The organism is Pseudoalteromonas sp. Angola-4, from assembly GCF_028599265.1.
In the GTDB taxonomy this organism is placed as follows: domain Bacteria; phylum Pseudomonadota; class Gammaproteobacteria; order Enterobacterales; family Alteromonadaceae; genus Pseudoalteromonas; species Pseudoalteromonas atlantica.
Window position 1 is genome coordinate 15,883 of record NZ_JAQREK010000018.1, and the last position, 12,488, is coordinate 28,370.

The 12,488-nt window shown below is 39.9% G+C and carries 12 protein-coding genes and 2 tRNA genes; 4 read left to right on the plus strand and 10 right to left on the minus strand.

Going from position 1 to position 12,488, the window contains the following annotated elements; all coding sequences use genetic code 11:
- Positions 1-43: 43 nt before the first annotated feature.
- From PSH48_RS17180 to PSH48_RS17200, 5 genes are all read right to left on the minus strand, one after another.
- Complete coding sequence (locus tag PSH48_RS17180) at positions 44-2,764, minus strand: ATP-binding protein (protein ID WP_273611941.1); 2,721 nt, start codon at positions 2,762-2,764, stop codon at positions 44-46.
- Positions 2,765-2,896: 132 nt separating this feature from the next.
- Entirely contained in the window at positions 2,897-3,385 is a 489-nt protein-coding gene (locus PSH48_RS17185; protein ID WP_273611942.1) for an RNA-binding protein, read from the minus strand.
- 461 nt (positions 3,386-3,846) lie between these two features.
- Positions 3,847-3,939 (minus strand) — tRNA-Ser (locus PSH48_RS17190).
- Between the two features lie 53 nt (positions 3,940-3,992).
- Positions 3,993-4,083, minus strand: a tRNA-Ser gene (locus PSH48_RS17195).
- Positions 4,084-4,303: 220 nt separating this feature from the next.
- Positions 4,304-4,444: a hypothetical protein gene (locus tag PSH48_RS17200; RefSeq protein WP_273611943.1), complete on the minus strand. Its 141-nt coding sequence runs from the start codon at positions 4,442-4,444 to the stop codon at positions 4,304-4,306.
- Between the two features lie 327 nt (positions 4,445-4,771).
- On the opposite strand from PSH48_RS17200, the gene PSH48_RS17205 reads away from it, so the two are divergent.
- A complete protein-coding gene (locus PSH48_RS17205) occupies positions 4,772-5,644 on the plus strand; it encodes a diacylglycerol/lipid kinase family protein (RefSeq protein ID WP_273611944.1) in 873 nt (290 codons plus the stop codon).
- Between the two features lie 36 nt (positions 5,645-5,680).
- On the opposite strand, the gene PSH48_RS17210 is transcribed toward PSH48_RS17205, so the two are convergent.
- The gene (locus PSH48_RS17210; RefSeq protein ID WP_055255371.1) at positions 5,681-6,610 is read right to left on the minus strand and encodes a DMT family transporter; all 930 of its coding nucleotides are present in this window, start codon (positions 6,608-6,610) and stop codon (positions 5,681-5,683) included.
- Positions 6,611-6,715: 105 nt separating this feature from the next.
- On the opposite strand from PSH48_RS17210, the gene PSH48_RS17215 reads away from it, so the two are divergent.
- The gene (locus PSH48_RS17215; RefSeq protein ID WP_273611945.1) at positions 6,716-8,158 is read left to right on the plus strand and encodes an aminotransferase-like domain-containing protein; all 1,443 of its coding nucleotides are present in this window, start codon (positions 6,716-6,718) and stop codon (positions 8,156-8,158) included.
- 59 nt (positions 8,159-8,217) lie between these two features.
- On the opposite strand, the gene PSH48_RS17220 is transcribed toward PSH48_RS17215, so the two are convergent.
- Positions 8,218-9,012, minus strand: a complete 795-nt coding sequence (locus tag PSH48_RS17220) for a YggN family protein (protein WP_004589021.1) — start codon at positions 9,010-9,012, stop codon at positions 8,218-8,220.
- Positions 9,013-9,393: 381 nt separating this feature from the next.
- Here PSH48_RS17220 and PSH48_RS17225 point away from each other — a divergent pair, with 381 nt between their 5' ends.
- Entirely contained in the window at positions 9,394-9,579 is a 186-nt protein-coding gene (locus PSH48_RS17225) for a PA3496 family putative envelope integrity protein (RefSeq protein WP_004589020.1), read from the plus strand.
- Between the two features lie 108 nt (positions 9,580-9,687).
- On the opposite strand, the gene PSH48_RS17230 is transcribed toward PSH48_RS17225, so the two are convergent.
- From PSH48_RS17230 to PSH48_RS17240, 3 genes are all read right to left on the minus strand, one after another.
- Positions 9,688-10,182: a glutathione peroxidase gene (locus PSH48_RS17230; protein ID WP_024032104.1), complete on the minus strand. Its 495-nt coding sequence runs from the start codon at positions 10,180-10,182 to the stop codon at positions 9,688-9,690.
- Positions 10,183-10,614: 432 nt separating this feature from the next.
- Positions 10,615-10,914: an AzlD domain-containing protein gene (locus tag PSH48_RS17235; RefSeq protein ID WP_004589018.1), complete on the minus strand. Its 300-nt coding sequence runs from the start codon at positions 10,912-10,914 to the stop codon at positions 10,615-10,617.
- Positions 10,911-11,615: an AzlC family ABC transporter permease gene (locus PSH48_RS17240; protein WP_138685495.1), complete on the minus strand. Its 705-nt coding sequence runs from the start codon at positions 11,613-11,615 to the stop codon at positions 10,911-10,913. The genes PSH48_RS17235 and PSH48_RS17240 overlap by 4 nt, the downstream gene beginning before the upstream one ends.
- A gap of 149 nt (positions 11,616-11,764) precedes the next feature.
- On the opposite strand from PSH48_RS17240, the gene PSH48_RS17245 reads away from it, so the two are divergent.
- A complete protein-coding gene (locus tag PSH48_RS17245) occupies positions 11,765-12,427 on the plus strand; it encodes a cytochrome b/b6 domain-containing protein (protein WP_248452113.1) in 663 nt (220 codons plus the stop codon).
- The last annotated feature ends 61 nt before the right edge of the window (positions 12,428-12,488 follow it).

Consider the following 12,488-nt stretch of genomic DNA (forward strand, 5'->3'; position numbering starts at 1 on the left):
AAACTAAGTTAACACAAGCGCATTTATTTAGCGCATTATTGTATTAGTGCTCTTCAATTTCGGCGTATTGGGCTAAGCACGCGGTTAGCTTAACCAGTTCTAGCGGTTTTGCAAGATGCTGATTAAAACCAACGGCTTGAGCATGGGCTTTATCCTCAGGCATAACATCGGCGGTCAGCGCAATAATAGGCAGCTCTACCTCACTTTTAAATTGCCTAATTAGGGCGGTGGCTCTGTAACCATCCATTATTGGCATTTGGCAGTCCATTAAAATTAAGTCAAAGTGTTGCTCTTTTGCTATATCTACTGCCGCTTCACCATTTTCGACAATATGGGCAACAATACCTAATGAGCCTAGCATGGCTTTAATTACCATTTGGTTTACCGGGTTATCTTCTGCTACTAGCACTTTTAAAGCCGCCAATTTAGTACCCGAGTATACAAGCTCGGCTTGCTCTTGTACTGGGCTGGTGCGAAGCTCAACGTCAAATTTAAACGTAGAGCCAACGTTTGGTTCGCTCTGTAATGTGACGTTACCGCCCATTAATTTACTGAGCTCTTTTACGACTGTTAAGCCCAGGCCTGTGCCACCGTATCGCCTTGATGTTGAGTCGTCGGCTTGGGTAAAGGCACTAAATAGCTTGGACTGCTGGGTAGGCTTTATGCCAATACCCGTATCTGTAACGGTTACGGTAATTTTAACTTTGTCAGTACTGATAAACTCTCCGCCAAAGTCTACATTTACTTTGCCTTGCTCTGTAAATTTTATTGCGTTGCTGCAAAGGTTTAGCACTACTTGCTCAAAGCGTAAAGGGTCGCCTACATACCAAGTATCTACCGGAAGATGACTGCTAACCTGCCAGCCAATGCCTTTATTGGCTGCACTGGCCTCAAACATTGTGTTAATACGCTTTATAATTGCATGAAGGTCAAACGCTGTGCTTTCTAGCTTAAGCTTATGTGATTCAATTTTTGAAATATCAAGTATGTCGTTAATCAGGTTTAGTAAGCTTTTAGATGAAGAGTTTATTTTGTCTAAGTAACCAATAAGAGTGTGTGCGTTGTCTTCTTTGCGCGCTAATGATGAAAAGCCAATAACTGCATTTAATGGTGTGCGTATTTCATGGCTCATATTGGCTAAAAATCGGCTTTTAGCCTGATTAGCTAAGTCAGATTGCTTTTTAGCTTGCGCAAGCGAATGGGTGCGCTCTGCGACTTTTCGGGTAAGGGCAATTTGTTGCTGATTAAAAAGCAGTAAAACAATTAAAATTAAAGCGCATACCACCAATTGCAAGGCCATTAAATACAGTGTTAATTGGTTATTATGGGGGGCAAGGTATTTTTCTTTTAAGGCTAAATGTGCATTCCATGTTTGCCCACCAAAGCTGAGTTTTAGTTTCATAACACGGCTGCCCTGAGCAATATTTAAACTTTTGCCGTAGTTACTATAAAATGCGGGCTTATTTACATCTTCATAGAGCGCAATAGAAAACATCTCTGATTGTTGCTCGTTAATCGCTTGCTCAATAATATTACGCACTAAAAACACACCTGTTGCGTACCCCTTTATAATAGCTTTTTGCTGTTGTTGTTCGTACACGGGGGCAAATAGCAGATAGGCAGGCTCAGGCTCAGCTGTTTGCACTAACTGAATAATTTTAGTGCTGACTGGCTGATACCTAATTGCAGGGTTTACTAGCGATGCTTTTCTGTCTGGGTTTGAATACACATTAAAACCAACCGCTTTTTGGTTGCCATTAAAAGGAGCAATGTATTTAACGATGACCATAGGATCGTCTGGTTCAAGGGGCTCGCCGACAATTTCAAAGTCTAGGTGGTATATATCGGCAACTTCTTGGGTAAACGAAGCTCGCTCACTTTGCGCTATTTTTTGATTCCACGAAAGCGCTTTAATAAACGAATGCTGTGCCAGTAACTCGCTGGCGTAGGCGTAAAAGTCTTGTTGGTTTAAATCTGGGTTAGATTGTACTTGGCTGGCTAAGCTTTGCACCGCTATTAAACTTTGGTTGATGTAGCGATATAAGCTATTTTCAATAATGTGAGCTTCTCGCTCGGCGACTTTAACGGTATTTTGTCTGTTTTCTTGGTTATAAAGCTGGGTAGTTACTGCAACAGATACAAATAAAATACTACATACCGCTAACGTAGGCAGCGGCGATATAGGCCTATTTTGCCCCTTAAACTGAGTAAGCACCAATAGCAGAGGAGTGGCAATAATTACGCCTAATGAGTCTCCTAGCCACCAAAATAACACATTTTGCCAATGATCTTTAATATCGTATGCGGAGTTAAATTGGCTCAGCGCAAAAACCCCAAAATTTGCTGAAATTAAACTAACCGCAATGCCCACAACAAGAATAAAATAAATGATACTTGCGCGTTTTTTAAAATACAGCGGGTGTCCAAGCCAATATTTAAGTAAACCAGCCCCCACCATTGCCTGCAATACAATGCCAATAGCAATATACATGGCTTGGCTGAAGGTATTGCCAACCAACACCATATCGTGAGCTGTGCTGTCAAAAATATTAAAGTTAAAAGCAAAGGCTGCTATAAAAAGCGCTGGAATGAAGCGCCACCACCACATATAGCATCCAACTAAGGCAATGCCTGCAGGTAACCATACCGGGATAATTTGAGTATTAAAGGCGAGTTTAGTGAGTGAAATACCAATTAAAAAGTACGCTAATGAAAAAATTATGTAAAAGATAACTGAATGATATTTTGAGTTAAAATTTTTCACATAGCTCCCTGACTTTTTAAAAGTACTTAATTTTAAATATCAGTATAGCGAACAGTATGTTATTTGCGGTATTTTTTAATATATGTTGTAAAAAGTGTACCTTGCGCAACGTGTAAACTGCTTATTTAGCAGTTAAGGTTGTTTGCTCAGCTGCTGTTTTTGCTGCTGTAAAATAGAGATTTGTTGCTCTACAGCACTAATTAATGCGTTATAGCGATTTTGAATCGCCGTAGTTTTAGTGGCTATCGCATCGGCTATTGATTCGGCGCCCATTCTATTAGCTTGATCTTGAGTAACATAGCTGGCTTGTTGTTTGGCGTCGGCTAAGTCTTCTTTATAGTTTTTGATAGTAAGCTGGTGGCGTTTAATTTCACGATCAATTTTTTTAATCTCAATGTAGTTATCTACAGAGGCACCAGGAATTGCGGGTGAGTTTGCATTATTGCCGTACTTATCGGCAACTAGTGGCTGTTTTAGCTTAATAACTTCTGCATTGTCAGCACAGGGTGTTTGGCTAAATGTAGCGACTCCTTTAATTGTGCATTTATAAACCGTAATGTCTTGGGCTGCGTGTGTACTTAAAGCCACAAGGCCTATTAAAGGTGCAATTAAACGAAACATAATTAAACTTACGTTAGTGGAGTTGTTATTAATAATGCCGTAACTACCCAGTGTATTCAATGTGTTTTGATTCACCTATTTTAATAAGAAATGGTGGAGAAGGAGGGATTAGCTTAATTACATCCATGTAATTAATTGCTTCGCAACGCCTACGGCGGCTTAAAGTGTTCCAGACATTTTATCGGACCCTAGCGAGGATTCTCACCCTCCTTGGATACATGGGTTGTTAAATTTTAGGCACAAAAAAACCGCAACTAAGCGGTTTTTAATAAGAAATGGTGGAGAAGGAGGGATTAGCTTAATTACATCCATGTAATTAATTGCTTTGCAACGCCTACGGCGGCTTAAAGTGTTCCAGACATTTTATCGAACCCTAGCGAGGATTCTCACCCTCCTTGGCTACATGGGTTGTTAAATTTCAGGCACAAAAAAACCGCAACTAAGCGGTTTTTAATAAGAAATGGTGGAGAAGGAGGGATTCGAACCCTCGATAGAGCTACAAACTCTATACTCCCTTAGCAGGGGAGCTCCTTCGGCCACTCGGACACCTCTCCAACGCATAACAGATTGTATTAACGGTAGTTTATTCATACCATTAATTAAATAGTGGTGGAGAGATAGGGATTTGAACCCTAGATAGGCTACAAACCTATGCCGGTTTTCAAGACCGGTGCATTCGACCACTCTGCCATCTCTCCGTGACGCAGAATAATACTTAGGTGATACCGTCGTGTAAATAGCAAATAAACTGTTTGCTTAAAAAGTAGGCGTAATTACGGTTTTTTTTGTAAATAGAGGGAAATTAGAAGGATTTAAACTAAAAATTAAAGGGTGGCAGCAAACTAAGGGAGCTAAAGAAGCGCTTTCAATAGTGGTTAGTTGTTTACTGCCCCTGCTTAATAATCATAACAAGGTTGATTATTTGTATTGCGCGGCGCTGTTTAATGCTAACTTTTTGCCCATACGGTTTAATTTAGCAAGCATTTTAGCTTTACGGTTAGTTGGTTTTACGCCAAGGTGGGCTGCTGCATTTTGGTTTAGGGTGTTTATTGGGTTCATGTCTTTGCTCCAAGGTGTATGTGTTTAAATCGCGAGCATTTTGACTCTTTTTTGTTTAAAAATACAACAATATAAACTAAGGCTTGGCTATTAGTTATTTTTATCTGAATTTGTATTGTTTTGTTTTTAATTAAAACTACTAAGTGCCCATTTTGCATAGTTATTTAACCAGGGGAACAAGCTTTTAATTTGTTTTATAAGTATTTTTTGTGTTTTTTAATGTTTTTAGTAAATTTTTACGCACTTTTATGATTAATTATTCAGATAAATTAATTTTAACTTAATTCTTATTTATGCTGGCGTACTGGCTCATAGGAGGTAAATTACTTGCAGTTGTTAATAATAGTTAAACCGAGCGTAAAAAACGTGGTGTTAGAACACTTTGATTGGCTTAAAAAAACATGCCAGAAGAAAAATATTCTCTATATTACGGTTAAAACGACAGGTAATTTTGAGTACGACTTAGCAAACGTTAAATTGAATGCACAAAAAAGCCAAATAGCAGTGGCTATTGGTGGCGATGGCACGCTTAATTTGGCGCTTAATGGCGTGATTAACAGTGCATGTAGTTTGGCAATATTACCTTGTGGTACGGGCAACGATTTTGCCCGTCGCTTTCATTGCACAGCTAAACAATGGCAAAACGCTATTTTTAATGCCCCCACACACTTAATTGATGTAGGTAAAATTAATACTCGTTACTTTATTAATGTGGCTGGTGTTGGTTTTGATGCTCATGTAATTAAGCAGTTGGGTCATTTACAAAGCATGTCAGCTTGGCGCTATAAGTGGATGAGCTTTAAATCGCTCTTTACTTACAAAGCAAGCACACTAAATGGAGCATTTTTAAATAAGCAATGTAGCTATCAAAATTTAATAACTGTATTTGCGAACTCTCAGTATTTTGGTGGCGGCATTAAAATAGCACCTAGGGCTAAAATTGATGATGGGCTGCTTGATTGCTACCAAATGCAAGCGGGTAGTCTTGTTGATCACTTATATAGCTTTATTAAATTAATTTTTAAGCGCCACCATACTTTAAAAAAGCTTACTTATAGCCAACTCAAACAGGCGCGTATTAATACTAGAGATTTATTAATTGAGGCCGATGGCGAGCTAGTAGGTGTTACGCCCGCGGTTATTGCTATTCATGAGCAGGCTATTAATTTTCATATACCAATAAAAAAGCGCCTACAGTAGGGTAGGCGCTTTTGTGTTAGTGCGTTAAAAACGCCTCTAACTGGGGACGGAGCCATTTTTAGCAACGCAGCGGCTTGCTAAAAAGGCGTTAATTCTTTTTGTGGGGGTAAGTACAATTGCATTACCCAGTAGTACTAAACTAAAGCCGGCAAAGGTGTTTGCATGCCATTCAAAGCCTTCAAAAAAGCTGCTTAATGCAACGGCCACTAACGGAAACAGCACTATGGCGTAGCTTGCTTTTTCGGGGCCAATGTTTTTTAACAAGGCAAAATAGCAGCCAAACGCAATCACAGTGCCAAAAACCGATAAATACAATAGCGACAACCAATAGCTGGTAGGGGCACTAAAACTGACCGTTATACCATTTATTAATACATAAACGGCTAAACCTACTGCGCTATATAACATGCCCCATGCGTTACCCTGCAGCACACCTATTTGACGATTAGAATTACGTACACTAATCATATTGCCCAATGAAGCCACAAAGGTACCCCCAAGGGCAAGTAGTAACCCGACCAACGCCCCATTACTCAAGTCGAATTGCTGTAAATGCGGCCAAAACAGACAAATAATACCCACTACGCCAATTAACGCGCCGCAGTAAATACGTTTGGCAATGGGCTTTGCAAAAAATAAACGGGTGTTGACTATGTTCATTATCAGCAACATTGAAAATGCAATAGAGGCCATTGCCGATGAGAGGTAGTTTTGTGCCCAATACAAAAGCAAATAATTTAAGCCAAAGTTAGAAATGGCCAATAAAGCAAAAAAGCCATGATCGACTAACGAAAATCGCATATTAGGCTTTTTGTAGGCCACAAATAGCCACATACATGCAGCTGCAATGGCAAAGCGATAAAACAAAGAAAGCTCCACAGCAATATCGCCTAGCTGAAACGAAATCGCGAGCCACGTAGAGCCCCAAATTAACACTGTTGTGAGATATAGCGCTGCGCTTTTCATGGCAAACCTCTAAAAAACCGATTGAGTGGTTATTTTAGAGTCTATCTGTATACTTACCATATACAGAAAAGTATAAATGTAACCTATACAGATTTGAGGCGAGATATGCAGCCAGCTGCCAATAAGCAAAAAGCCGAGTTTTTATACCAACAAGTTATTGAACTAATTAAAGACATGCAAGCGCAAAAGGTGTTACTACCTGGGGAAAAGCTTCCTTCGCTTCGTAAAATGGCCAGTAACTTAAATATTAGCATTCCGACGGTTAAGCAAGCGTATCAAGCGTTAGAAGATCAAGGGTTAGTAGAGGCACGTGAAAAATCGGGCTACTTTTTAACGGTGCTTAATACAGTTTACAGTTTGCCAAAGCGTGTAAAACTAAGCCGTGAGCCTGTCACTGTAAATAAACAAGCATTAATAGAGCAGGTATACAGCGCTATTCATCAACCTAATATAATTGCCTTTGGTATTGCCAATCCCGTTGCTGCAGCGCCTACCGATAAAGCTTTAGCCCGTACCATGCGCCGGGTTATGACAATTGCTGGGGCGAGTGTTATTAATTATGGCCCTATTGATGGTTTTGCTGCGCTTAAAAAGCAATTAGTGCATAGATACTTAGGCTTTGGTATTGGTGTAAATATAGATGAACTGGTGATCACCAATGGCGCGCAAGAGGCGCTGGCTATCGCACTTAAGTGTGTTACTAAGCCCGGCGATGTGGTTGCAATTGAAACCCCGTGTTATCACGGCATTATTGAACTAATAGAGAGCTTAGGATTAAAGGCGCTTGAAATTCCGCTATGCCCCGACAATGGTATTTGGCTTAACGACTTAGCTCAAGCGCTTGAACAACATGATATAAAAGCATGCTTGTTTTCGACCGCCATAAATAACCCGGTTGGCAGCTTTATGAGCGATGAAAGCCGTAAGCAAATGGTGGACTTAATAGAGTCACATAATGTTGTTCTTATAGAAGATGATGTGTACGGTGATCTGCACTTTACTGCCAAGCGTGGCACGCCCGCTTTAGCGTATTCAAAAAAGGGGCTTGTGATCAGCTGCGCCTCGTTTTCAAAAACGGCTGCACCAAGTTATCGAGTAGGTTGGTTAATAGCAGGCAAGTTTGCAGGTCAAGCGCGCCGGCATAAGCGTGCATTAAGTTGCTCTGCCTCACTTATAAATCAGTGGACGCTTTCTGAGTTTATAGCCAGTGGTGAGTATGACCGTAATTTAAAAGTACTTAGGCAGCGCTTACGTAATAACAAAGAGCGCATGCGGTGGTGCTTATTAAACGCGATGCCTAAAAATACACGTATTAGTGACCCTAAAGGTGGGTGTGTTATTTGGCTTGATTTAGGCCAAGGGGTAGACAGTCAAAAGTTATTTTTACTGGCGTTAGAAGCTGGTATTAGCATAACCCCCGGACTTATTTTTTCAGCAAGTAATAAGTATAAAAGCTGTATTAGGCTAAGTTACGGGGTGCAGTGGAGCGAAAAAATAGACCAGGCTATTACCACGTTAGGTGCGCTGGCTCACACGCTAAAAGAATGAAAAAAGCAGCACCTAATATACAAGTGCTGCTAAAGGGATGTTAAATACGGTGCGGTGTATTAGTTTTGTTTAATGGTAAATAACTCGTAGCCTTTTAGCTGCGGTAACTGCGCTACTAATTGCTCTTCTTGCTGTGCTATGTTGGCAAAGCTGTCGCATAAAGAGTTGGCACGCTTTTCAAGCGCACTGGCATGCAGCTCTACTTTTTCTTCTATTTGCGCGCCCATATTTTCCATGCGTTGCTCAAATGCATCCATATCTCCACCCGAACCAAGCAGCTCAGAGCCTAAAGCAACTAAAATACTGCCCATTGATTGCATAACGGCAGACTCAACCACGGTTTCTATTTGCTCCTCAAATTGGTGTTCAAAGTTTTCACCAAATTGATTAAAGCTTTGTTGGCCCATTACAAACGTACCTTGTTGATAAAAGGTGTTTTCTACTTCAAGTCTTATATCGTCCATCAGGCCAGATAAGTCATCAAGGCCATCAATATTAAATGCGTTAGCTACTTCCTCTAGTGCTACACCGGCTATTTTTACTCCGTCTAGGGCAATATTAGCGACCTCAGGTAGCTGCGTACGTAAGTTGTCAGAATACTGGGTAAGCGCTTGGCGCTGTTCGCTATTAATGGATACTTGTTCGCCATTTATAGTTAAGTTGCCATTGCTGTTAAAGCGCATGAATTGATTAGATGCGGTAAAAATTTCTAGTTCGCTAGGTTTAATGCGTACATCGTTTTTAAACTCTACATTGCACTGCTCATTGCTAAACGAAATACCCGCATTGTTATCGTTATGTGCCATTGCAGCGGGTGTACAAATTAAAGCGCTTACTAATAGTAAATTTTTCATGTTTATTCTCTAATAATTGTTGATGACAGCTAAGTATTAACAAGTTTGATGCCATTATTTGTTTTTATTTTAAAACAGTGGGTTATGAAAATTTGTGTGTTTGTAATGATTTTTAATTTTGATAAATAAACTACTTTTTAGTCAAAAACACTAAAAATAAATAAATGATAAATTTTATTTGTCGAAACGATAAAAAACTCTCACTTTCCACTTTCTTAATTTAGCGCTATTTATTCACAATATTGACATGAAGGCTATTTACGATAGTCACGTGGCTTTATTTTGGTGTTAATTTGTTCGTATTTTAGCGCTAAACATTTTTTAATTTACCAAGTGCAGGAATAAACCTGAGTTGGTCTCAAACACTTTATGGAGTGGGTTGTGGGTAAGACATTTAGTTACGATGCGCTAGATGATGATTTTGTTGAAGACGAGTACGAAATGGTCGGGCGTAATCAGCATGACAAAAAAAAGCAAAAGGTGAAAAAGAAGTTGGAAGATTACCTTGAGCAAAAACGTTTGCGTAAAAATCTAGGTGAAGACGACTTAAACGATTACATAGACTAAATTGTGCTAGTTAAAATAATGCGCCTTTTTATTAGGGTTTGAATGTGCGTTTACGCATGTTTAAAGGCTAAATATTGGCAATAAAGAGGCTTTATGCCTCTTTATTACTTATTGTGCACTTAATTTAGCGAGTGCTTGTTGAATAGTGGTTTCTAGCTTTTCTGGTTTTGTAAAAGGCGCATAGCGCTTGATAGGTGTGCCATCGGACGCTATCAAAAACTTGGTGAAGTTCCACTTTATTTTTCGTGTTAAAAAGCCGGGTAAGGCCGATTTTAAATACCTAAATACAGGGTGGGCGTGACGACCGTTTACATCCACCTTAGCGGCCATTAAAAAGCTTACCCCGTAATTAATTAAACAGCCTTGTTGTATTTGCGTTGCGTCGCCTGGCTCTTGCTGACCAAATTGATTACATGGAAAACCAATAATAACCAATCCGTTTTTCGCGTACTTACTATGAAGAGTTTGTAGCGACTCGTACTGCTTAGTAAAACCACACTCACTTGCGGTATTAACAATAAGCACAACCTTGCCTTCAAAGTCGCTAAAATTAATTGTTTTACCGTCTAACGCAGTAGCCGTTAATTGATGAAATTCATGCATGATGGATGCTTTTTTATTGTTGTTAGCTACATTCTACCCGCTGTAGCGCGTTACTAAAAGTATAAAATTTAGGCTTGTTAATACCGCGCTTAACTATGCGCTAATGGGTTGGTTGTTATTTAGGGCGTGTTGAACTTTGCGGATTGAAATTTGTTCAACCTAGGGGCGATCAAATCGCGGCGCGAGGTTTGTAACCTAGTGGGCTAAGTAAAAACCGAGCAAAGCTTCCGCGTCCTGCTCACGCCCCTTACCTACATCCATGTAGGCAACAAAGAGTTTATCGCCCCTAGGCAGAACCCAAAGGGCAGCGCATGTTTGGCATTTATGCTACGTTATCGCCTATTTATGGGGAATAACCACACTTCACAGGCTCTGCCTTGCCTAAAAACCAAACATACTGCTGCAAATTCAAACGCCAAAGGTCAACACGCCCTAGTTTAAAATTAAAAATAACCCCATACTGGCAAGCGTTGTGTAATAAATATTATGTGTTTTATAGGCAACAATAATGGCAACGATGGCTGCGCTTAAATAAGGGTTGTGCCAGTTTAGGTTGAGCCCGTCTTCATTTATAAAAATAATGGGTACCCAAATAGCGGTTAGTACAGCGGGTGCGCTAAAGCTTAAAAACTGCTGCATTTTAGGGCCCACTTTAAAACCAAGGCGTTGATGTAAAAATAAGTAACGAGTAAAAAAGGTAATACACGCCATTAATAATATAGTGAGCATCATAATGGGCTGTCCTTTTTTTGTGTAAGCCTTGCAGTAAAGTAGCCTGCACTCATTGCAAGTAGAGCAGCACAAACCAACCACAACTCAAACCCCGTGCTTTTTAAAACTGTGGCGCTAATACCCGCAACAATCACAGTAACCAGCGAGGCTAAATTTTTTATGCCCGGTACCACAAGCGCAATAAATGTAGCTGCAATAGCAAAGTCGAGCCCTAAATTTGTTAAATCAGGGAGCACACTTCCTGCAACTATGCCTATGAGTGTCCAAAGGTTCCATGCAATATAAAAACTAAAACCCGCGCTTAAAGCGTATATTAGGCGCGCTTTTGTTTTATAGGCTTTGCGGTGATGCGAAAAGGCAAACAGCTCGTCGGTTAGTACAAAACTTATTGGTAAGCGCCACCGTAATGGCTGTGAAATAACTTTATGGCGTACGGCTAAACCGTATAAAAAATGCCGAGAGCTAATAATAAATGTGGTAAATAAAATAGTCAGTAAAGGGGTGTTACCGGCCATTAGTTCAATTGCAACTAATTGTGCTGAACCCGCGAATACAAGTAATGACATTGCTTGTGTTTCAAAGGCACTAAAGCCATTTTGAATCGCTAAAGAGCCACATAATATTCCCCAAGGAACAACCGCCAGACAAAGCGGGAGCATATCAAAAAAACCTTTTAATACTGCGCGTTTAGTTATATTCATTAATACAAGTAAGTAATAAGTTTGTGCGTTTAGTGTGCCATAAATAGCGCTTTATGTAATATCATTAATGCAGCGGTAGTAAAACTTTGGAATAATGGCTTTAGTATCAAAATAATGTGCCAGAGCCTGGCAACAAGTTAAGGATTTATATGCAAAGTATAAAAGTATGGGATGGCTTTATAAGAAGCTTTCATTGGTTATTAGTGATTAATATTGCTGTGCTTTACTTTAGCATTGACGAGGGCATGATTGAGCTTCATTTTGTGGCTGGCTTTTTCGCAATCGCATTAATAGTGACCCGTTTAGTTTGGGGGCTGGTGGGCAGTAAAACGGCAAAGTTAAGCGCGTTACTGCACTCGCCAATAGCAGTATTTAAAGAGTTTAAAAAACCCAGTAAAGGAGTGGGTCATTCGGCGCCAGGTAGCTACATGGTTTTGTTGTTTTTTGTACTTATTATAGTGCAGTTAGTGACCGGACTAATGAGCAGTGATGGCATTTTGACTGATGGGCCTTTGGTTGAGTATGTGTCGAGCTCAACGGTTGATTTTGCAAATTGGCTGCACCGCCTTAATTTCGATATTTTATTTTATGCCATTTGTCTGCATGTTACTGCCATTGTTGTGTATAAAATAAAAGGAAAACCACTTGTCAAAGCAATGATCACCGGTAAACAGGCTAACAGCGAGCAAGCCACTCAAACTAATATAGATAACACGAAAGCTCCTTGGTTGGCGTGGGCTATTTTTGTTGGATTGTTAGTGCTACTGGCAGTTACGTGGGGCAAAGAACCACTTAGTTATTTGCTAAGTTAATAGCTAACAAAAAAACAAAACGGCGCATAAAGCGCCGTTTTAGTGTGTATTGTTTTAATTG